Consider the following 20,558-nt stretch of genomic DNA (forward strand, 5'->3'; position numbering starts at 1 on the left):
AAGGGACACGCCCTAGGGGATGTCCAGGATCTCGCTGCGGATGAGGAACCGCTTGCCCTCGGGGGCCTCGAGCGAGAAGCCGCTCCCCCGCCCCGCCACCACGTCCACGGTGAGACGGGTGTGGGACCAGTACCCGAACTGCTCCCGGGACATCCAGAAGGGCAGCTCCCCGCGCCCGGGCACATCGAAGACGCCCAGGAGGACGTCCGCGTCGCCCGTGAGGAACTCCCCGGCCGGGTAGCACATGGGCGCCGACCCGTCGCAGCACCCGCCGGACTGGTGGAACATCAGCGGCCCGTGGCGCTCCCAGAGGGTGTCCAGGAGGGCCAGCGCGGGCGCGGTCAGCGCGACCCGGGAGAAGTCCTCCCCGGGCAGCGCCGGCCGTGCCGCGAGGGCTGCCTCGTGCTCGGTGGCCATCAGTACTTGATGACCACGCGGCCGTCGATCTTGGCGTGGTGCATCTCGTCGAAGACCTGGTTGATCTCCTCCAGGTCCCGGGTGTGGAACGTGGGGTGGATGAGGCCGCGCGCGTAGAAGTCGAGCGCCTCCTCGAGGTCCTGCCGCGTGCCGACGATCGAGCCGCGGATCGTGAGGCCCTTGAGGACGATGTCGAAGATGGGCGCCGGGAAGTCGCCCGGGGGCAGGCCGTTGAACACGATGGTCCCGCCGCGCCGCGTCATGCCGATCGCCTGGCCGAACGCGGCCGGGTGGACGGCGGTGACGAGGACGCCGTGGGCGCCGCCGGTGGCCTCCTGGATGGCCGACGCCGGGTCCTCGGCGAACGCGTTGACGGTCACCTCGGCGCCGTGCTTCCTCGCGAGGGCCAGCTTCTCGTCCGCGACGTCGACGGCCGCGACGCGCATGCCCATCGCGACCGCGTACTGCACCGCGATGTGGCCCAGGCCGCCGATGCCGGAGACGACGACCCACTCGCCCGGCCGGACCTCGGTCTGCTTGAGGCCCTTGTACACGGTCACCCCGGCGCACAGGACCGGCGCGACCTCGTACGGGTCCGAGCCCTCAGGGATGCGGGCGGCGAACTTGGCGTCGACGAGCATGTACTGCCCGAACGAGCCGTCCACCCCGTAGCCGCCGTTCTGCTGCGCCTCGCACAGGGTCTCCCAGCCGGTGCGGCAGTACTGGCAGGCGCCGCACGCGCTCCACAGCCACGCGTTGCCGATGAGGTCACCTATCCGGATATCAGTGATGTCGCTGACGCCCTCGCCGAGGGCGACGACGGTGCCCACGCCCTCGTGGCCGGGCACGAGCGGCAGCTTGGGCTTGACGGGCCAGTCGCCCTGGGCCGCGTGGAGGTCGGTGTGGCAGACGCCGCTCGAGATGAGCTTCACGAGCGCCTGGCCGGGGCCCGGCGCGGGGACCTGCAGGTCGTCGATGGTCAGTTCCGTGCCGAAGTCGTGGACGACGGCGGCCCGGAAGGTCTCGGGGATGGCAGCGGTCATGGTCATGCTCCTTTGCATGGCGGGGGGTGGTGAGGGGTGCGGGAGGCGGGACGCACGACGGCGGCGGGTCGCCGCCGTCGTGCGTCCCGCGGTGGGGACGGGGTACGGCCTAGAAGAAGCCGAGCTTGGACTCGGCGTAGGAGACGAGCAGGTTCTTGGTCTGCTGGTAGTGCTCGAGCATCATGAGGTGGGTCTCACGGCCGATGCCGGAGGACTTGTACCCGCCGAACGCGGCGTGCGCGGGGTAGGCGTGGTAGTTGTTCACCCACACGCGGCCGGCCTGGATGTCGCGGCCGGCGCGGTAGGCGGTGTTGCCGTCGCGGGACCAGACGCCGGCGCCGAGGCCGTAGAGGGTGTCGTTGGCGATCTCGAGGGCCTCCTCGTAGTCGGAGAACTTCGTGACCGAGACGACGGGGCCGAAGATCTCCTCCTGGAAGATGCGCATCCTGTTGTTGCCCTCGAACACGGTGGGCTCGACGTAGTAGCCGCCCGCGAGCTCGCCGGGCAGCTCGGCGCGGCGGCCGCCGGTGAGGACCTTGGCGCCCTCGGCCTTGCCGATCTCGATGTAGGAGAGGATCTTCTCGAGCTGGTCGTTGGAGGCCTGCGCGCCGATCATCGTCTCGGTGTCCAGCGGGTTGCCCTGCTTGATGGCACGGGTCCGCTCGACCACGTCGCCGAGGAACCGCTCGTAGATGCCCTCCTGGATGAGCGCCCGGGACGGGCAGGTGCAGACCTCGCCCTGGTTGAGGGCGAAGAGCGTGAAGCCCTCCTGGGCCTTGTCGTAGAAGGCGTCGTCCTTCGCGGCGACGTCGTCGAAGAAGATGTTCGGGCTCTTGCCGCCGAGCTCGAGGGTGACGGGGATGAGGTTCTGGGACGCGTACTGCATGATGAGCCGGCCCGTGGTGGTCTCGCCGGTGAAGGCGATCTTGCGGATCCGGGGGCTCGAGGCGAGCGGCTTGCCGGCCTCGACGCCGAAGCCGTTGACGATGTTGAGCACCCCGGCCGGGAGGAGGTCGCCGATCAGCTCGGCGAGGACGAGGACGCTCGCCGGGGTCTGCTCGGCCGGCTTGAGGACCACTGCGTTGCCGGCCGCCAGGGCGGGGGCGAGCTTCCACGTGGCCATGAGCAGCGGAAAGTTCCACGGGATGATCTGCCCGACCACGCCGAGCGGCTCGTGGAAGTGGTAGGCGGTGGTGTTCTCGTCGATCTGGGAGAGCGAGCCCTCCTGGGCGCGGATGGCGCCGGCGTAGTAACGGAAGTGGTCGACGGCGAGCGGCAGGTCCGCGGCCAGGGTCTCGCGGACGGGCTTGCCGTTGTCCCACGTCTCGGCCACGGCGAGCAGCTCGAGGTTCTCCTCGATGCGGTCCGCGATGCGGTGCAGGATGAGCGCGCGCACGGCCACGGAGGTCTTGCCCCAGCCGGGGGCGGCCTTGTGGGCGGCGTCGAGGGCGAGCTCGATGTCCGCGGCCTGCGAGCGCGCGACCTCGCAGAACACCTTTCCGGTGACCGGGGTGATGTTCTCGAAGTACTCCCCGCCGACGGGGGCGACCCACTCGCCGCCGATGTAGTTCTCGTAGCGGTCCTTGAAGGTGACCTTGGATCCTTCGGTGCCGGGGAAGGCGTAGACGGTCATGGCGAAACTCCCTTGTCTCCTGGTGCCGGTGGACCGGCGTTGCAGTGAGCGTAGGAGCGGAGGGGTTGCAGGCGGGTTGCACGCCTGTGGCGTGGATCACAGCCGGGTGGCGGGCTGCGGCGCCCCCGGGTCAGCGGCGGATGCGGTACGGGCCGCTGAGCTGCCCGACGGGAATGGGCACACCCGCCCACGGCAGCGTGGTCCCCGGAACGAACACCGACTCGGCGTTGAAGCTGCGCTGCCGGCGCCGCCCGGAGGCGACCTCCCAGACGACGTAGATGCGACCGCCGCCGGATGCCACGGCGTACCCGTGGACCTCCATCCCGCCGTCCCTGGCGATGACCCTCTGGGCGTCAGGGGAACTCACGTGCGGTCTGCCCCCTGGGCGTGGAACGGGAGGCCGCGCTGGTGCAGTGCGGCGACGATCTCCTGCTCGCGCTCGGCCAGGGCTTCGGCGGCTCCGAGCGTCCCGCGGGCGCCCGCCTGGCGCAGGGCATCCTCCACTTCGGCGAGCTCGACGATGAGTTCGCGGACGGTGGCGTGGTCCTTTTCGGCTGGCATCTGCAACATGGGGTCCACGCTAGTGGGGGACAGACAAGTCTGTCTTCACCCCCAAGGGTGAAGTGGGGACGCGTAGAGTGAGGGGTTATGGGTGCGATTCGCGCGGCGCTGGTGAACGACTACGAAGTGGTCGCACAGGGCCTGGTCAGCATGCTGCGGGAGTACCGGGACGCCATCCAGGTCGTCGAGGTGGACCTCAGCGGGACCGTGGGCCAGCCGGTGGACCTCACCCTGTACGACACCTTCGCGGCCACGCAGGGCGACAGCGAGGCCGTGCGCCGGCTCACGGCCAACCCGCTCGCGGGCAAGGTGGTGGTCTACTCGTGGAATCTGGACCCCGACCTCGTCTCGGCGGCGCTCGCCAACGGGGCCACGGCGTACCTCTCCAAGAGCCTCCCCGCGCGCCACCTCGTCTCGGCGCTCCAGGCTGTGCACCGCGGCGAGCTCCGGGCGCTGGCACCGGCCGACGGAGCGGGGACCGGAGTCCGCGGCGACTGGCCGGGCCGGGCGGAGGGTCTCACCCCGCGCGAGGCCGAGGTGCTGGCCCTCATCACCCAGGGGTTGGGCAACGCGGAGATCTGCGAGAGGACGCACCTCTCCATCAACTCCGTCAAGACGTTCATCCGCAGCTGCTACCGCCGGATCGGGGTGACGAACCGGAGCCAGGCGATCCTGTGGGGCATCGAGCACGGCTTCCGCCCGGACCGGGCACGGATCCGGGTCGACGAGGCGGGGCGGGAAGAGCGCTAGGCTTCCCGGCAGCCCGCGGCGGCCGGCCGCCGTCGTGCGTCAGGCGAGCGCCAGGGCCAGGCGCCCCTCGCCCGGCTCCCACACCGCCGGCGTGCCGAGCGCGGCGCACAGCCGTTCCATCCGGGCGGCGATGGGGCGGCCGGACCGGCCCGCGAGCATCGCGCGGCGGTCTGCGATGAGGGTCGGCCAGAGCGCGAGCCCCACGGCAGCGCCGCCGCCGTCGAAGTCCACGCCGAAGATGAAGGACTGGTCGTTGCGCTCGACCGGGTCGACCGCGTAGTCGTCGATGAAGTCGCCCGCGCCGTAGATGATGAGGCGGCCGCGGTGGACCTCGATGCCCCGGACGATGTGCGGCGAGTGGCCGAAGACGAGGTCGGCGCCGTCCTCCACGAGGAGGTGCGCGAGGGCGCGGTGCTCGGCGGGCACCTCGGCGCCCCAGTTGCCGCCCCAGTGCGCCGAGACGATGAGGACGTCCACCGCGCCGCGCGTGGCCCGGACCAGCTCGCGGAGCCGGCGCCCGAGCGGATGCGCGGCGTCCACCGGGGCGTACGCCACCCCCGCGCGCCGCGGGGCCGCGGCCCACTCCGGGGTGTTGTCGGTGAAGGCGACGAGGCCGACGTCGAGCCCTCCCGCACGCACGACGGCGGGTGCCCACGCGGCGTCGTCGTCCCACCCCGCGCCGGCGTGGCGGATGCCCGCGCCGTCGAGGAGGTCGAGGGTCTCCCCCAGCGCCTCGGGACCGAAGTCGAGCGTGTGGTTGTTCGCGAGCGAGACCGCCTCGACGCGGGCCGCGGCCAGGCACGCGACATTGCGGGGTGCGGAACGGAAGTGGAAGACCTTGCCCGGCCAGGGCGAGCCGCCCCGGGCGAGGACGCACTCGAGGTTGGCGAGGCGCAGGTCCGCGTCCGCGAGCACTGGCAGGGTGTCTCCCCAGACCGAGGCGGGCGGCGCCGTGCGCAGCCGCTCGTCCACGAGGCGGCCGAGCATGATATCGCCCACCAGCGCGATCCGCATGTGCGCCCGCTACCCGGCGGCGGGCTCCCTGCCGCCGACCGCCACGAGGTGCTCCATGCGGGCACCGAGCGCATCGATGCCGGGGCCGAACTGGCCCCCCAGGCCCGCGATCCGCACGTAGCCCTCGAAGGCCAGCAGGAGCAGCGCGGCGAGGTGCGCGTCCAGTGCGGGCTCCCGCTCCTTGGGCAGGAGCCGCAGGAGCCATCCGTGCCGGTCCGCGGACTCCTCGAGGTAGGCGGACGCGCTGGCCGTGCCCGGGTGGGACTCCCGCTGCGCGCGGGTGAAGAGGCGCAGGAGGTCGGAGCCGCCGTCCGGCTCCACCGCCTTGCCGAGGTGGTCGTGCTGCAGGGCGCCGAGGAGCTGGAGCTCGTCCTCGCTCAGCCCGCGGCCGGCGTCGAGGTGCACCCCCACGAGGATCTCCACGGCCTCGGAGCGCTCGCGCCGGCCCGCCCACACGAGGCGGGCGGCGTGCTCCACGAAGGAGCACAGGAGCGGGGCGGCCTCAGTGCCGAAGCCGAGCCGGTCGAGCCCCAGCACGGCCTGGGCCGTGCGCTTGGCCCGCATGAGCCAGCCCCAGGCGACCGCCACGGCGCGCGCCTCGTCGAGCTCCTCCCGCGAGCCGTTCTCGATCCAGTGCGCCGGCGCGGGGATGGGATGGTCGATCAGGGCGACCAGGTCATCGAGGGCGTGGGCCCAGCTGTCAGCAGACGCGTTCTCCGCCATGCCACCAGTGTGCGCCCACCTGCGGGCCGCCGGGGAGGCCCATAGCCTCTGGTGCACGGGGCGCCCGGCCCGCGCGGGCCGCCCGGCCTTGTCGGCCGCGCCGCGCGGGCGTGAGACTGGGGGCATGTCGATCCTGCCGCAGATCAGCCTCCGCACCCCGCTCCCCTTCGACATCCTCGGCGCCCAGGTGGCCGTGACCGGGCTGGGGTCCGCGTTCGAGGGCGTGTACGGCTCCGTCGTGGTGCGGGACGGCGCCGGCCACGTGGTCGCCGAGTCGAATCTGCTCGGCGGGGGCCACGGGTTCTCGCTGTTCCACAGCGCGTTCGGCCTCGGGGTGCCGTCGACCCCCGAGGGCACGGTGACCGTCCAGGCGACCAACCCGAGCGGCCTGCCGGAGAACGCGGCCTCCGTGACGGTCCCGGTGACCTTCGGCCGCACGCTCATGGGCGGGACCTATTCCGGATTCACGCTGCACACGGTCGTGGAGGGCGACACGCTCTCGGGGATCGCGAGGGACGTCTACGGCGACGAGGGCAGGGCGGGGGCGCTCTTCACCGCGAACCGGGACATCCTGTTCGACCCGGACGTCCTCTACCCGGGCCTGGCGCTGCGCGTCCCCATGGCCTGATGGCCCGTATCGCGGGGGCTCGCCCTCGCTCCCGCTACGTCGCTGGAGGGCGAGGGGAGGCGGTGGCCCGCAGGGCGAGCGCAGCCTGCACCAGGGCCGCATGGGTGAGGCACTGCGGGAAGTTGCCGAGGTGTTCGAGGGTGTCCGGGTCCATTTCCTCGCCGTAGAGGCCCAGGGGCGTCGCCAGCCCCAGCAGGGCCTCTAAGGCGGCCTCCGCCTCGGTGCGCCGGCCGGTGAGTGCGAGCGCCTCGACCATCCAGAAGGAACAGGGGAGGAACGCTCCCTCGCCCCCGGGCAGCCCGTCCCGGCCGGGAGGGTACCGGTAGAGGAGCGGGCCGCCCGCCGCGAGCTCCCGGGCTATCCGCTCGACTGTGGCCGCGAGACGCGGGGATCCCGAATCCCCGAACCCCAGCCCCGGGATCATCAGCAGGGCCGCATCAGGATCGTCCGAGCCGTAGGCACGGCGGTAGGTCCCGGTGGACGGATCGACTCCCCGCGCCCTGACCTCGGCCTCGATCCCATCCCGGGCCTCCTGCCAGCGGCGCAGCTTCTGGGCGCGCGCCCCCTGCCGCGAGGCGATCCGCAGCGCCCGATCCAGTGCGAGCCACGCCATCACCTTTGAGTGCACGTGATGTGCTGGGGCGCCGCGGATCTCCCAGATCCCAGCGTCCGGGTCCTGCCAGCGCTCTGCCACGTAGTCGGCGAACGAGCGCATGGCCCGCCACATCTCGGAGGAGAGTCGGTGCCCGCCCTCGGCAAAGGCCCACGCCGCGTCCAGCACCCAGCCGTACCCGTCGAGCTGATGCTGGCTCGCCGCCAGATTCCCGACGCGGACGGGTTCGCTGCCCCGGTAGCCGGGCCAGCCCGGCAGGGTCCGCTCGACGGGCACGGGCGTGCCCCACAGCGTGAGCAGTGCTGGAAGGCGCGGCCGGTCCAACCGGCTGGCATGGAGCAGCCAGCCCAGGAACCGCGCGGCGTCGTCGGTCTTCCCGACAGCGAGGAAAGTGCGCGCTCCCAGACTCGCGTCGCGGGGCCACGTGTAGCGGTAGTCCCAGTTCCGTAGGCCTCCGAGATCCTCGGGCAGGGAAGTGGTGGGCGCGGCGACCGGGGCGCCTGAGGGAGAGAAGCTCAGCAGGCGCAGGGTCAGCAGGCTCCGCACCACGGCCTCCCGGTGCGGCAGGTCTTCGTCGACCTCCGCGCACCACGCCCGCCACCTGTCCTCGTCCGCGGCGACCAGGTCCCACGCCGAGGCGGGATCGAGAAGCACGAGGGGCTCACCGTGGGCGATGGAGAGCACCAGGGTGATTGGCCGCCCGGGCGCGACGACGGCCCGCGACGGCATGCCGGGCCGCACCGCCAAGGGCGGATCTGCCGTGAAGGACAGGGCCAGACGCCCGGCCTCGGCCACGAGGTGGGCTCCACGGCGGCTCCAGCGGCAGCGGGACCCGCCGGGCCGGGGGTCGAGCACGATCGAGACCTCGACAGGTCCTCGGGAAGCGCTGAGCCGGCGCACCAAGACAGAGGCCGGGGCCAGCGACCCGCCCGTCTCCGCCACCATCGCCTCCTCCAGCAGCAGCCGCCCGCCACTGGCATCCCACTCCGTCTCCAGCGTGGCTGTTCCGCGCCGGTACCGGCGGGCGGCAGGCGGCAGGGATGGTTCGGGGCCCGCGGCGAAGGACCCGGCCTGCTCGCCTCCCACAAGGGCGCCGAAGACGGGAAGGCCATCGAAGGAAGGCGCACAGAGCCAGTCGACGGAGCCGGCGGAGGACACCAGTGCCGCCGTGCGTGTGTCGCCCAGCAGCCCATAGTCAGCGATCGGCACGCCAGGAATGCCGGCCATCATTGCGCCCCCTACTGTGGCCCCAGGAGCAAGCCGAGGACCACACCGTACAGAACATGGGCTACCGCCGTCACGACCGGGGTCTGGATCCCGTAGTTCAGTCCGAGGAGGCCCGGTGGTTCGAGAACGGCCCGGGTGGACGGGCCCGAGCGCGCCGTGGCCATCCTCGGATGGGCCCCCGGCAGGAGGGGCAGGACCACCGTCAGGGCAACCGCAGCGTGCAGCATCCCCAAGAGGGCCCCCGCCCACCAGCTGCTCGCGCCCAGCAGCGCAAAGGCCGCGGCGTAGCCGAGGGCGAAGCACTGCCCCGCCGCCAGATGCAGGAAGAAGCCGAGGACCCGCGCCCGGTCCGGATCCGGCGTGAACATGGTGCCCAGGAGCAGGGGCAGGTCCATCCGGGTGAGTCCTGCCATCTGGGCGAGGATCATCGCCGCGGTCAAGGCGCCAGTCGCCATGAGCCCGAAGACCGCCCACCTGGCCCAGTCCATCTCGGCCCCTCTCCTGAACACTCCGAAGCGCATCCATAAATCTTGTTTAGAATTTTAGAGGCTCCAGGGGCATGCAGAAAGACCTCCTCAGGGGCGCCTCAAGACTCCTTGGATTTGGGATCCCAACTGCTTGACTGTGTCGAGCCTCACCCCTTACTCTCTTTTTGGGATCCCAAGAAGGTATCCCAAAGAGAATTCTCGATCCGTTGCGCAGCCCATTCGGGCACGGCAGGCACCCCGCCTGCCCTTCTCCCCCCTGCCGTCAAGGAGGACGCATGTCCCTTCGAGAAGAGAACCCAGACCAGGCGTCCCTCGCCGACGCCCCGGCGCTCGTCGCCGACGAGTCCGGGGCCCCGTCCACCCGGTCCGCCGCCAAGCCCACGGGCGTCCGCTGGAAGCTGTTCATCCTGCTGCTGGTCCTCGTGACCGTGAACTACGTGGACCGCGGGTCCATCTCGGTCGCGCTGCCCATCATCCAGAAGGAGTTCGCCCTCTCCCCCGAGCTCGTCGGCCTGCTGCTCTCCGCCTTCTTCTGGACCTACGCGCTCATGCAGGTCCCGGTAGGCTGGCTCATCGACCGCTTCGGCCCCCGCAAGGTCGTCACCGCCTCGTGCGTCGGCTGGGGCGCGGCCACCGCCGCCTCCGGCATGGCCGGCGGATTCCTGAGCATGTTCATCGCCCGCGCCGCCATCGGCGTCACCGAGGCCGGCGTGATGCCGGCCGGCGGCAAGCTGAACGCCCTCTGGATGCACTCCAAGGAGCGCGGACGCGGCGCCACGATCCTCGATGCGGGCGCACCCCTCGGGGCCGGCGTCGGCGGCATCCTCATCACCTGGCTCATCGCCGCCACCGGCGGCTGGCGGATGTCCTTCGTGATCGCCGGCATCGCCACCGTGGCCCTCGGCGCCCTCATCTGGTGGTACGTGCGGGACAACCCCCGCGACCACAGGGCCGTCAACGCCGCCGAGGCGGAGTACATCGAGGCCTCGCACGCCGCCGAGGACGCCGAGGCCGCGGCCGCCGGCAGCACGTCCAAGCGCGGCCTCCTGCCCTACCTGAAGTTCCGCTCGTTCTGGGCCATGTGCTTCGGCTGGCTCGGCTTCAACGGCGTCTTCTACGGGCTGCTCACCTGGGGCCCGCTCTACCTGGCCCAGGCCAAGCACTTCAACCTGAGCTCGATCGGCTGGTCCACCTTCGTGATCTTCGGTGCAGGGTTCGTCGGGGAGATCCTCGGCGGCACCCTCGCGGACCGGCTCCGCGCCCGCGGCCACGGCGCCAACCTCGTCATGCGCTCCCTCCTCGGCGTCTCGAGCCTGATCGTCGCCGGCGGCCTCGTCGGGGTGACGGTGGTGGGCGATCCCCTCACCGCCGTGGCCCTCCTGTCCGTGGTCCTGTTCTTCCTGCGCTGGGTCGGCCTCTTCTGGGCCGTCCCGGCCACCCTCGGCGGGCGCACCAACGCGGGCGTCCTCGGCGGCGCGATGAACCTCAGCGGCAACATCGCCGGCTTCGTCACCCCGATCGCCGTCGGCCTCATCGTGGGCGCGACCGGCGGCTACACCTGGGCGCTGCTGTACTTCGTCGGATCCGCGATCATCATGGGCATCTCGGTGCTCACGCTGGACTACAGCCGGAGGCTTCCGGTCTGACCCACTCCCCCGGCGGGCGGCCCTGCGCCGCCCGCCGGGAACCGCCGTGGTCGAATGGACCACATCAGGCGCGCCGGCCCGCCGGCCCCGACCATCCGTCAGGAGCGTTCAATGGCACAGCCAATCGAGGAGCCCCTCCGGGACCGGCCCCTCCGCGAGGTCATCCGTGACACCCTGCGGACCCGCATCTTCGAGGGCTACTACGCGCCGGGGACGCGGCTGATCGAGCGCGACCTCGCCGCGGAGTTCAACGTCTCCCGGCTGCCGGTCCGCGAGGCCCTGCGGATGCTCGGCCAGGAGGGGCTGCTCGCGGAGCGGGCCACCCGCGGGTCCGTCGTGGCGTCGCTGAGCGAGAAGGAGGTCGAGGACCTCTTCGACGTGCGCGCCTCCCTCGAGGTCCTCGCGTGCCGGCTCGCGTCCCAGCGGGCCACCCCGGAAGACCTCGCCCGACTCGACGGCCTCCTCGCCGACGCCTCGGACGCCCTCGCGCGCGGCAGCATCAACGAGGCGCACCGCTTCAACAACGACTTCCACGACGAGGTCACGAAGATCGCGGACAACACCTTCCTCCGCACGGCGCTCGAGCCCCTCCAGGGCCGCATGCACTGGCTCTTCCGCCACGTCACGGACCTGCCCGAGCTGATCGAGGAGCACCGGGCGCTCCTCGCGGCCATCGCCAGCGGCGACCCCGAGCGGGCCGCGGCCCAGTCGGCCAGGCACATCGGCAAGTACAGGGAGCAGTACCCGGACACGGTCTGACCGCGTCCGGGGCCCCCACCCCCACCCAAGGAACCACCATGAGACTTCTGGTCATCAATCCCAACATCAGCGAGGACGTCACCGCGCTGATCCGCTCCGAGGCCGAGCGGTCCGCAGCCTCCGGCACCGAGCTCCTCGTGCGCACCGCCGGCCACGGCGTCGAGTACATCGAGACCCGCTTCGAGTCCCTCATCGCCGCCGGAGCGGTCGCCGAGCTCATCGCCGAGCACGCCGGCGAGGTCGACGGCGTCGTGGTCGCCGCCTTCGGCGATCCCGGCATGCCGGCGCTCAAGGAGCTCGTCGACGTCCCCGTCGTCGGCATCACCGAGGCCGCCCTGTGCGCCGCTGCCCTGACCGGCCGGCGCTTCTCCATCATCGCGATCTCGGACCGCATCACCGCCTGGTACCGCGAGTGCGTCGAGGGCTTCGGCCTGGGCGCCCGGCTCGCCTCGATCCGCTCCATCAGGGACGCGCTGCGGGGCATCGGGAGCGTCCAGGAGGACTTCCGCCCCACCCTCGTGGAGCTCGCCCGCCTCGCCGTCGCGGAGGACGGCGCCGACGTGGTGATCCTCGCCGGGGCACCGCTCGCGGGCCTTGCGCGGGACGTGGCCGAGGAGATCCCCGTGCCGGTGATCGACGGCATCGCCGCCGGGATCCGGCTCACGGAGGCCCTCGTGGGCCTGTCCACCGGGGTGCACCGGGCCGGCTCGTTCGCCGCGCCGCCGCCGAAGCGCCGCGCCGGGCTCTCGCCCGCGCTGGACGCCGCGCTCGACGCCGGCCAGCTGGCCTCCCACGGTGCCGGCACCGCCGCCGGGGGCCGGGCATGAGCGCCGCCGGCGCGCCCGGGACCGGCGTGGCCGACCTCGTCATCGCGCACGGCCTCGTGGTCAACGCCACCGGCCGCGGCCTGGCCCACGTGGTGGTCGACGCCGGCCGCGTCACCGCCGTCGTCGACGCCGCCGAACCCGTGCCCGCCGCCGAGCGCGTGATCGATGCCTCCGGCCGCGTGGTCGTCCCCGGCGGGATCGACGGACACTGCCACGTCGCGCAGGTCACCGGTCGGTGGCGCACCCTCGACGACTACGCGGTCACCTCGGCGGCCGCCCTCTGGGGCGGCACCACCACGATCCTCGACTTCGGCATCCCGCGCGACGCGGGCGAGACCCCGCTCGAGGCCGCGGCGAACAAGCTCGCCCTCGCCGCCGAGGCCCGCTGCGACGTCGCCCTCCACGGCGCCGTCATCGACTGGGACGAGACCGTCCCGGCCCAGCTCGAGGAACTCGCGCGGCTGGGCATCCGGTCCGTGAAGATGTACATGACCAACCGCGGCTCGACCATGGCGGACAACGACACGGTCCTGAAGGTCATGCGCGAGATGGTGCGCCTCGACGGGCTCACCTACATCCACGCCGAGCACGACGCGATGATCGTGGACTGCACCCAGGAGCACGCGGACGCGGGCAGGATCGGGATCGGGCACCTGCACGAGACGCGGCCGGAGCTCGCCGAGGAGGCCTCCGTGCGCGAGGTGCTCGCCATGGCCGAGTACACGGGCGCCCCCGTGTACTTCGTCCACCAGTCCACCCCGGGCGCCGTCGACCTCGTGGCCGAGGCCCGCGCCCGGGGCGTCGAGGCGCACTCCGAGACGTGCCCGCACTACCTCGTCCTCGACGACGGCGTGTACTCCTCGCAGTTCCCGGAGTGGTACGCGTGCTGCCCCCCGATGCGCTCGGCGGAGACCGTCGCGGCGCTGCGCGGGCGCTTCGCGGACGGGTCCATCCACACCGTCTCGAGCGACCACTCGTGCTACGACCTGTCCCAGAAGCGCGAGCGCACCGACGACATCCGGCACATGCCGCACGGGCTCCCCGGCGTCGAGACCCGTATGCCGGTGGCCTTCACCGCCCTCGCGGAGGGCTGGCCCGGCGGCACGGGTGCCACCGGCGACGGCGCCGCGCCGAACGGTATCGGCCTCCTCGAGCGGTTCGTCGACCTCTTCGCCGCCGCGCCGGCGCGGATCAACGCACTGCCGGGCAAGGGCGCGATCGCGCCCGGGTTCGACGCCGACCTCGTGGTCTTCGACCCGTCCGAGGCCCGCACCGTGGACGGGGCCGCCCTGCACATGGGCACCGACTTCTCCCCGTTCCACGGCCGCAGCCTGCGCGGCTGGCCGCAGCACGTCGTCGCGGGTGGCCGGGTGGTCCTCGACCAGGACGGGTTCCACGACCCGGGCCCCGTGGGCCGCTTCGTCCCACGCCTCGGGTACCGCGAGTCGCTCGCCGCACCCGCCCCCACTCCCGCGGCCGCGGCCGCCGCCCCGGAAGGACAGTGACCATGGTGCAGACCGCACGCCCCGTCCGCGTGGGCATGATCGTCCCCTCGTCCAACACGTGCCTGGAGCCGATGAGCTACCGGATCCTCGGCGGCCGGGAGGACGTCACGATCCACTCGGCCCGCATCCCGGTGACCCGGATCGCCCTCGACGCCGGATCGGACCGGCAGTTCGACGTCGAGGGGATGCGGGCCGCGGCCGAGCTGCTGGCCACCGCGGACGTGGACGTCATCGCCTGGAACGGCACGTCCGGCTCGTGGCTAGGGCTCGAGCACGACCGCGGGATCGCCGCCGAGATCACCGCCGCCACCGGGGTCCCCGCGACGACGTCCACGCTCGCGTACTTCGACGCCTTCGCCCAGTTCGGCACGCGCACGATCGGCCTGCTCACCCCGTACACCGAGGACGTGAACGAGCAGGTGATCGCCCGCTACGCCGCCGAGGGCGTCCGCACCAGCGGGCACCGCGCGCTCGGCCTCAGCGACAACGAGTCCTTCGCCCGGGTGGCCCCCGAGGAGCTCGTGCCCGGCTCCCTCGAGCTCGCCGAGGACCGGCCCGACGCCCTCGTGTACCTGTGCACCAACCTCTACGGCGCCCCCGTCGCAGCGGAGATCGAGGAGCGCACCGGCGTTGCGGTGCTCGACTCCGTGGCCGTGACCCTCTGGCGCTGCCTCCAGCTCGCGGGCGCCCCGCTCCTCGAGACTCGCTGGGGCAAGCTCCTCGCCTGAGGCGGGGGAGGCCGAGGGGAGCGCACGACGGCGGGAGGGCACCCGCCGTCGTCCGCTCCCCGGCACTGAGGGGTCCCCGTGGGGACGGCCGCGTGCTAGCATCCCCACCATTCGCTGACAGCCCCATGCACGTCGCACCCCTCCAGGAGGCCCGCGGTGCCGGACACCACCTGCCACATGTCGATCTCGCTGGACGGCTTCGTCGCCGGGCACGACCAGAGCCGCGAGAACCCCCTGGGGCGGCGCGGACAGGAGCTGCACGCCTGGCATCTGGGCGACCCGCGGGCCAATGACGCCGACCGGACCGCGGCCGGATGGCTCATGCGCCCGCGCGGCGCCTACGTCATGGGCCGGAACATGTTCGGGCCCGTCCGCGGGGAGTGGGACGAGGAATGGACCGGGTGGTGGGGCCCCGAACCGCCCTACCATGCGCCGGTGTTCGTGCTCACCCACCACGCCCACGACCCTATCGAGATGGAGGGCGGGACGACCTTCCACTTCGTCACCGAGGGCTTCGACGCGGCCTACGCCGCCGCGTGCCAGGCCGCCGGGGACAGGGGCGTGGACATCGCCGGCGGGGCATCGGCCGTCCGGCAGGCGCTGGCGGCCGGCGTGGTCGACGAGCTCACCCTCGACATCGCCCCGGTCCTGCTCGGCTCCGGCGAGCGCATCTTCGACGGGTCCGAGTCCTTCGGCTTCGAGCCCGTCGAGGTGCTGCACTCGCCGCTGGCCACCCACATCCGCTACCGCCGGGTCGGCTGACCCGGTACAGGATCCGGGCCCGCACGGGCATAAGCTACGCTCCTGGCTTGCTGTTGCGTCTGGCCCACCGCCCAGGTGGGTACAGTCACCGCATGGATGCAGCACGGATACGAACAGGGGCGTGACTTGGCAGGGAATGCGACCTTCCGGCACCGCAACACGGCGCTGCTCTCGGTCAGCAGCGTCGAGGCTCCGAGGATCGTGAGCTCCACGGACTTCGACCGGAGGCTGGCCTCGACCCTGCGGCGGCTGAAATTCCCCCCGCGGCTGCTGGAGCGGGTCGCCGGTGTGACGCACCGCCGCTGGTGGGCCGCCGGGACGTCGTTCGACGACGCTGCCCTCGAGGCGGGGGCGAAGGCGCTGGCGGAGGCCGGCGTCGAGGCCTCCGAGGTCGGGCTGCTGATCAACACCTCGGTGACCCGGCGCAACCTCGAGCCCTCGGTCGCGGTGAAGATCCACCACGGGCTCGGCCTGCCGTCCTCGGCCATGAACTTCGATCTGGCCAACGCCTGCCTCGGGTTCGTCAACGGCTTCGTCCTCGCGGCCAACATGATCGACTCCGGCCAGATCAGGTACGCGGTCATCGTCAACGGGGAGGACGCCCAGGCCACCCAGGAGGCCACGCTGGCGCGCCTGCAGCGGCCAGAGACGACCCGTGAGGACTTCAGCCGGGAGTTCGCCACCCTCACGCTCGGGTCCGGGGCCGCCGCGGCCGTCCTGGGTCCCGCCGACGAGCACCCCGGGGCGCACCGCCTCATCGGCGGCGTCATGCGCGCCGGAACTGAGCACCACGAACTGTGCGTGGGAGGCGTCGACGGCATGTCCACCGACACGAAGGGCCTGCTCGACGGCGGCCTCCGGCTCGTGGTGGATGCCTGGCACGAGGCCCAGCCCGAGTGGGACTGGGCGGCCATGGACCGTTACGTCACCCACCAGGTCAGCAACGCCTACACCCAGGCGATCATCAGCGCCATCGACCTGGACCCGGACAAGGTTCCCATCACCTTCCCGCACTGGGGCAATGTGGGCCCTGCCTCCCTGCCGATGACCCTTGCCGCCGAGGCCCAGTCCCTGGCCGCCGGGGACCGGGTCCTGTGCATGGGGGTCGGGTCGGGGCTGAACACTGCCATGATGGAAATCGTCTGGTGACTCCGCAGTGGCCCGGGGTCGACCCGGAATGGTCCCGGACCATCGCCGTCGGGTCCACCTCGGACGCCGACCCGCATGGCACCGTGCGCCGCTGGCATCTCCTCGCCAACGGCGCCCAGCTCGCCCGCCGCGGCCTGGCGCCCGCCGGCACCCTGCTGTGCGTCCACGGCAACCCGACCTGGTCCTACCTGTGGCGCACCCTGCTGGCCGCCGGATCCGATCCGGCCCACCCCTGGCGGGTGGTGGCGGTGGACCAGCTGGACATGGGCTACTCGGAGCGCACCGGCACCTTCCGGCGCCTCGCCGACCGGATCACTGACCTGGGCGACCTCACCGACGCCCTGGAGCTCGCCGGGCCGGTGGTCACCGTGGGCCACGACTGGGGCGGGGCGGTCAGCCTGGGCTGGGCGCTCGCGCACCCGGAGCTCCTCGCCGGGGTGGTGCTGACGAACACCGCCGTCCACCAGCCGTCCGGCGCCGGAGTCCCCCCGGCGCTGCGGCTCGCGATGCACCCCGCGGTGCACCGGTGGGGCACGACCACCTCGGACGCCTTCCTGCGCGTGACGCACGCCCTGGCGCGCCCGGCGCTGCCGGCCGAGGTCCGCAGAACCTACCTGGCGCCCTACCGTGGCGCCGGCCGGCGGGCCGGGGTGGGGAACTTCGTCGCGGACATCCCCCTCGACGCCTCCCATCCCAGCTTCGCGGCGCTCAACGGCGTGGCGGAGGGAGTGCGGGGCCTGCAGGTTCCGGCCCTGATGCTCTGGGGCCCGAAGGACCCGATCTTCTCCGACCGGTACCTCAAGGACCTCGTCGGCAGGCTTCCGCACGCAGACGTGCACCGCTTCGAGGGTGCGGGGCACCTTCTGGCCGAAGACCGGGACATCGCCGCTCCGATCTTCCAGTGGCTCGCCGAGCGGGACGTCGCCCGCGGCGGCGAGCGGCCGGCGTCGGACGCCCTGAACCGAGAGGCCGCCCCGCACCGGGAGGGGGAGCCCAAGCAGGAGCCGGGAGGGTTCCGGCCGCTGTGGGCCGCGCTCGGCGAGCACGCGGCCGGGCCGGCAGGGGACGACCTCGCCGTGGCGGAGATGTCGCCTGAGGGCGCCGTCAGCCGCTCCCTCAGCTGGAAGCAGCTGGACCGCAGCATCGCCGAGCTCGCCGCCGGGCTGCGCGAGGCCGGCGTCCACGGCGGCAGCCGCGTGAGCCTCATGGTTCCGCCCGGGGCGGACCTCACGGTGGCCCTCTACGCGTGCCTGCGGCTGGGCGCCGTGGTGGTGGTGGCCGACGCCGGGCTGGGCACCCGGGGCCTCAGCCGCGCCGTGAAGGGTGCGGCCCCCGACGTCCTCATCGGCATCGACAGGGCGCTGGCAGCTGCCACGGCGCTCGGCTGGCCGGGGCGGCGGATCAGTGTGCGCGACCTCCCGGCCGGGCGTCGCCGCGTCCTGGGCGTCGAGACGTCCCTCGCCGCTCTGGCCCGCCGCGGTGCGGCGCTGGGCGCGGATCCGGAGTGGCCTGCTCCGGACCCGGCGGCCCCCGCCGCGGTCCTCTTCACGTCCGGCTCCACCGGTCCCGCCAAGGGCGTGGTCTACACGCATCGGCAGCTGGCGGCGATGCGGGACACCGTGGCCCGGACCTTCGGAATCCATTCCGGCGCCCGGCTGGTGGCGGGCTTCGCACCGTTCGCCCTGCTGGGGCCGGCGCTCGGAGCCGTGTCGGTGACGCCGGCCATGGACGTCACCGCCCCGCGCACGCTGACGGCGCGCGCGCTGGCGGACGCCGCGGCGGCCATCGACGCGACGGTGGTCTTCGCCTCGCCGGCTGCGCTGCGCAACGTCCTGGCCACCCGCGACGGCGTCGATGCCGCGGGGCGGCAGGCGCTGGAGCGGGTCGACATGCTGCTCTCGGCCGGGGCTCCCGTCCCGGAACCCCTCCTGGCGCAGGTTCAGCAGCTGCTGCCGCGGGCCTCGCTGCACACCCCGTACGGGATGACGGAGGCGCTGCCGGTCACCGACATCAGCCTCGAGGGGATCCGGGCGGCCGACGCCGATGCTGCCGCCGGCACCGTGGCGGGCGCGGGCAACGGCGTCTGCGTGGGCCAGCCGGTCCACGGCGCCCGCGTCGCCGTCGTCCCGCTGGCGGCGGACGGCACCGCCCCCGGGTCTCATCCCGTGACGGCGGCCGGCGTGACCGGCGAGATCCTGGTCAGTGCCCCGCACGTCAAGGACGCCTACGACAGGCTCTGGCTCACCCAGCTGGAGAGCAGCAGCCTTCCCGGATGGCACCGCACGGGCGACGTGGGGCACTTCGACGCCGCCGGCCGGCTGTGGGTCGAGGGGCGCCTGGCCCACGTCGTGACCGCGCCGGAGGCCGTGGTGACGCCAGTCGGCGCCGAGCAGGCGATCGAGCGCCTGGACGGCGTGCGCCTCGCCGCCGTCGCCGGGGTCGGGCCGGCGGGCACCCAGGCCGTCGTCGCCGTCGTCGAGACCGCGCCTCCCGCCCGCAGGGCCGGGCCCGCGGCACCCCAGCTCGCCGGACGCGTCCGCGCCGCGGCCCGCACGGCCGGCGTCCCGGTCTCCGCCGTGCTCGCGGTCCCTGCGCTGCCCGTGGACATCCGGCACAACGCCAAGATCGACAGGACCCGACTGTCCCGCTGGGCGGCGCGGGTGCTCGCCGGCGGCCGTCCGGGGACGCCATGAGGGTCCTCGTCACCGGTGCCAGCGGGCTGCTCGGGCGGGAGGTCGCCGGGCTCCTCGTCCGCCAGGGTCACGCCGTGACCACGTTCCAGCGCCGCCCGTCAGGAGTAGAGGGCGCGGCGGACGTCCTCGGATCCGTCACCGACGAGGACGCGGTCCGCGCCGCGGTCCAGGGGGCCGAAGGCATCATCCACCTCGCCGCCAAGGTCTCCTTCACGGGCCGCGCCGCGGAATTCTCCGAGGTGAACGTCGAGGGGACCCGGCGTCTGCTCCGCCTCGCCCGCGCGGCCGGGGTGCGGGAGGCGGTGTTCGTCTCCTCCCCATCGGTGGCCAACTCGGGCGCAGCCATCGCCGGGCTGGGCGCGGAGGCCGCCGACCCGGAGCACGCCCACGGCGACTACTCCCGCACGAAGGCCGAAGCCGAGCTGCTCGCGCTGGCGGCGGACACGCCCGCGTTCCGGGTCGCGGCGGTGCGCCCGCACATCGTGTGGGGGCCCGGCGACACCCAGCTGGTGGAACGGGTGCTGGAGCGCGCGGGACGCGGGCGCCTGCCCCTGCTCGATGCGGGGGCGGCCCTGATCGACACGACCTACGTGGACAACGCCGCCTCCGCCATCGTCGCCGCACTGCACCGCATGGACCACGTCCACGGCAGGGCCGTCGTCGTGAGCAACGGCGAACCCCGCCCGATCGGCGAGCTGCTGGCGGGCATCTGTGCCGCGGGCGGCGTCCCGGCGCCGTCGTGGGCCGTGCCCGGCGCGGTGGCGCGGGGCGCGGGGGCCGTGGTGGAGAGGCTCTGGACCTGGGCCGGGCGCAAGGAGGAGCCTCCGATGACGCGGTTCCTCGCCGAGCAGCTCTCCACCGCCCACTGGTTCGACCAGCGCGAGACCCGCAGACTGCTCGACTGGACCCCCGCCGTCTCCCTCGACGAGGGCCTGGCGAGGCTGGCCGAGCATTACGGCGGGCGGCCCCCGGGCAGCGGTCCCCGCCGCTGAAACCGCCCGCTCAGAGGCGCGCCGCAACCTCCCTCGGGGCACCCAGCTGCCTTCGGCCGGAGGCCGCAACGGCCTCCAGCAGCCGGTGCTCGCCCGCCTCCCGGTACCGCTCCTCGAGCCCGGCCAGAGCGGGCTCGAGGAGCACACCGGCGTCCGGCGCCAGGCTGTGGAGCACGGCCCACACTGCGCCCACGGTCGCACAGACGGTCTGCCGTCCGCCGGGGGCCGAGACCACGAAACCGTCGGGCCTGGCCACGACCTTGACCCGACCCGTCAGAGACGGGCAGAGTTCGGCGATCATCTGGGCAGCGATCAGGTTTCCCCTGGTCGTGCGGCCGTCAGGGAAGACCGGGTCCTCAGCCACCGAGCGCCCGCAGGCACCGCACATTCCGGCTCCTCT

21 protein-coding genes are annotated in these 20,558 nt (G+C 73.1%); 11 read left to right on the forward strand and 10 right to left on the reverse strand.

Translation table 11 applies throughout. The features are described from left to right. Positions 1 to 12: 12 nt before the first annotated feature. From ACVWWH_RS04405 to ACVWWH_RS04425, 5 genes are all read right to left on the reverse strand, one after another. Positions 13 to 417, reverse strand: coding sequence for a DUF779 domain-containing protein (locus ACVWWH_RS04405; RefSeq protein ID WP_066501489.1), 405 nt, complete (start codon positions 415 to 417; stop codon positions 13 to 15). Next, positions 417 to 1,460, reverse strand: a complete 1,044-nt coding sequence (gene adhP / locus ACVWWH_RS04410; RefSeq protein ID WP_457315768.1) for an alcohol dehydrogenase AdhP — start codon at positions 1,458 to 1,460, stop codon at positions 417 to 419. Before adhP ends, ACVWWH_RS04405 begins: the two co-directional genes overlap by 1 nt. Before the next feature lie 109 nt (positions 1,461 to 1,569). Further along, positions 1,570 to 3,093 carry an aldehyde dehydrogenase gene (gene adh / locus ACVWWH_RS04415; RefSeq protein ID WP_457315769.1) on the reverse strand — a complete coding sequence of 508 codons (1,524 nt, stop codon included), beginning with the start codon at positions 3,091 to 3,093 and terminating at the stop codon, positions 1,570 to 1,572. A 130-nt stretch (positions 3,094 to 3,223) separates the two neighbouring features. Then, positions 3,224 to 3,460: a hypothetical protein gene (locus tag ACVWWH_RS04420; RefSeq protein ID WP_457315770.1), complete on the reverse strand. Its 237-nt coding sequence runs from the start codon at positions 3,458 to 3,460 to the stop codon at positions 3,224 to 3,226. Then, the gene (locus ACVWWH_RS04425) at positions 3,457 to 3,663 is read right to left on the reverse strand and encodes a hypothetical protein (RefSeq protein ID WP_457315771.1); all 207 of its coding nucleotides are present in this window, start codon (positions 3,661 to 3,663) and stop codon (positions 3,457 to 3,459) included. The genes ACVWWH_RS04420 and ACVWWH_RS04425 overlap by 4 nt, the downstream gene beginning before the upstream one ends. A gap of 78 nt (positions 3,664 to 3,741) precedes the next feature. On the opposite strand from ACVWWH_RS04425, the gene ACVWWH_RS04430 reads away from it, so the two are divergent. Further along, on the forward strand, positions 3,742 to 4,404 hold the full coding sequence (locus tag ACVWWH_RS04430) for a response regulator transcription factor (RefSeq protein ID WP_066501502.1): 663 nt from the start codon (positions 3,742 to 3,744) through the stop codon (positions 4,402 to 4,404). A 39-nt stretch (positions 4,405 to 4,443) separates the two neighbouring features. On the opposite strand, the gene ACVWWH_RS04435 is transcribed toward ACVWWH_RS04430, so the two are convergent. Together ACVWWH_RS04435 and ACVWWH_RS04440 are read right to left on the reverse strand one after the other, a co-directional pair. Beyond that, positions 4,444 to 5,403 carry a CapA family protein gene (locus tag ACVWWH_RS04435; protein ID WP_457315772.1) on the reverse strand — a complete coding sequence of 320 codons (960 nt, stop codon included), beginning with the start codon at positions 5,401 to 5,403 and terminating at the stop codon, positions 4,444 to 4,446. 24 nt (positions 5,404 to 5,427) lie between these two features. Further along, positions 5,428 to 6,141, reverse strand: a complete 714-nt coding sequence (locus ACVWWH_RS04440) for a hypothetical protein (protein WP_066501507.1) — start codon at positions 6,139 to 6,141, stop codon at positions 5,428 to 5,430. A 124-nt stretch (positions 6,142 to 6,265) separates the two neighbouring features. On the opposite strand from ACVWWH_RS04440, the gene ACVWWH_RS04445 reads away from it, so the two are divergent. Next, the gene (locus tag ACVWWH_RS04445; protein ID WP_066501510.1) at positions 6,266 to 6,769 is read left to right on the forward strand and encodes a LysM peptidoglycan-binding domain-containing protein; all 504 of its coding nucleotides are present in this window, start codon (positions 6,266 to 6,268) and stop codon (positions 6,767 to 6,769) included. Between the two features lie 34 nt (positions 6,770 to 6,803). On the opposite strand, the gene ACVWWH_RS04450 is transcribed toward ACVWWH_RS04445, so the two are convergent. Together ACVWWH_RS04450 and ACVWWH_RS04455 are read right to left on the reverse strand one after the other, a co-directional pair. Beyond that, positions 6,804 to 8,609 carry a glycoside hydrolase family 15 protein gene (locus tag ACVWWH_RS04450; protein ID WP_457315773.1) on the reverse strand — a complete coding sequence of 602 codons (1,806 nt, stop codon included), beginning with the start codon at positions 8,607 to 8,609 and terminating at the stop codon, positions 6,804 to 6,806. Between the two features lie 11 nt (positions 8,610 to 8,620). Next, complete coding sequence (locus ACVWWH_RS04455) at positions 8,621 to 9,097, reverse strand: hypothetical protein (RefSeq protein ID WP_066502927.1); 477 nt, start codon at positions 9,095 to 9,097, stop codon at positions 8,621 to 8,623. Positions 9,098 to 9,372: 275 nt separating this feature from the next. On the opposite strand from ACVWWH_RS04455, the gene ACVWWH_RS04460 reads away from it, so the two are divergent. The 9 genes from ACVWWH_RS04460 (at position 9,373) to ACVWWH_RS04500 (ending at position 20,158) form a co-directional block, all read left to right on the forward strand. Further along, positions 9,373 to 10,743: an MFS transporter gene (locus ACVWWH_RS04460; RefSeq protein WP_457315774.1), complete on the forward strand. Its 1,371-nt coding sequence runs from the start codon at positions 9,373 to 9,375 to the stop codon at positions 10,741 to 10,743. A gap of 111 nt (positions 10,744 to 10,854) precedes the next feature. Then, positions 10,855 to 11,502 (forward strand): GntR family transcriptional regulator, encoded by a 648-nt coding sequence (locus tag ACVWWH_RS04465; RefSeq protein WP_066501516.1) that lies wholly within the window; start codon positions 10,855 to 10,857, stop codon positions 11,500 to 11,502. Between the two features lie 38 nt (positions 11,503 to 11,540). Beyond that, positions 11,541 to 12,329, forward strand: coding sequence for an aspartate/glutamate racemase family protein (locus tag ACVWWH_RS04470; RefSeq protein ID WP_457315775.1), 789 nt, complete (start codon positions 11,541 to 11,543; stop codon positions 12,327 to 12,329). Further along, complete coding sequence (locus ACVWWH_RS04475; RefSeq protein WP_457315776.1) at positions 12,326 to 13,834, forward strand: dihydroorotase; 1,509 nt, start codon at positions 12,326 to 12,328, stop codon at positions 13,832 to 13,834. Before ACVWWH_RS04470 ends, ACVWWH_RS04475 begins: the two co-directional genes overlap by 4 nt. Positions 13,835 to 13,836: 2 nt before the next feature. Then, a complete protein-coding gene (locus ACVWWH_RS04480; protein WP_457315777.1) occupies positions 13,837 to 14,562 on the forward strand; it encodes a maleate cis-trans isomerase family protein in 726 nt (241 codons plus the stop codon). A gap of 156 nt (positions 14,563 to 14,718) precedes the next feature. Then, entirely contained in the window at positions 14,719 to 15,324 is a 606-nt protein-coding gene (locus tag ACVWWH_RS04485) for a dihydrofolate reductase family protein (RefSeq protein ID WP_457315778.1), read from the forward strand. Positions 15,325 to 15,450: 126 nt separating this feature from the next. Beyond that, positions 15,451 to 16,473: a 3-oxoacyl-ACP synthase III gene (locus ACVWWH_RS04490; RefSeq protein WP_457315779.1), complete on the forward strand. Its 1,023-nt coding sequence runs from the start codon at positions 15,451 to 15,453 to the stop codon at positions 16,471 to 16,473. Continuing rightward, positions 16,467 to 19,166 (forward strand): alpha/beta fold hydrolase, encoded by a 2,700-nt coding sequence (locus ACVWWH_RS04495; protein WP_457315838.1) that lies wholly within the window; start codon positions 16,467 to 16,469, stop codon positions 19,164 to 19,166. The genes ACVWWH_RS04490 and ACVWWH_RS04495 overlap by 7 nt, the downstream gene beginning before the upstream one ends. Continuing rightward, positions 19,163 to 20,158: an NAD-dependent epimerase/dehydratase family protein gene (locus tag ACVWWH_RS04500; protein WP_066501530.1), complete on the forward strand. Its 996-nt coding sequence runs from the start codon at positions 19,163 to 19,165 to the stop codon at positions 20,156 to 20,158. The genes ACVWWH_RS04495 and ACVWWH_RS04500 overlap by 4 nt, the downstream gene beginning before the upstream one ends. A 10-nt stretch (positions 20,159 to 20,168) precedes the next feature. Here the strand turns inward: ACVWWH_RS04500 and ACVWWH_RS04505 are convergent, their stop codons facing one another. Further along, positions 20,169 to 20,459 (reverse strand): hypothetical protein, encoded by a 291-nt coding sequence (locus tag ACVWWH_RS04505; RefSeq protein WP_457315780.1) that lies wholly within the window; start codon positions 20,457 to 20,459, stop codon positions 20,169 to 20,171. Positions 20,460 to 20,558 lie beyond the last annotated feature (99 nt).

Source organism: Sinomonas sp. RB5 (assembly GCF_054063535.1).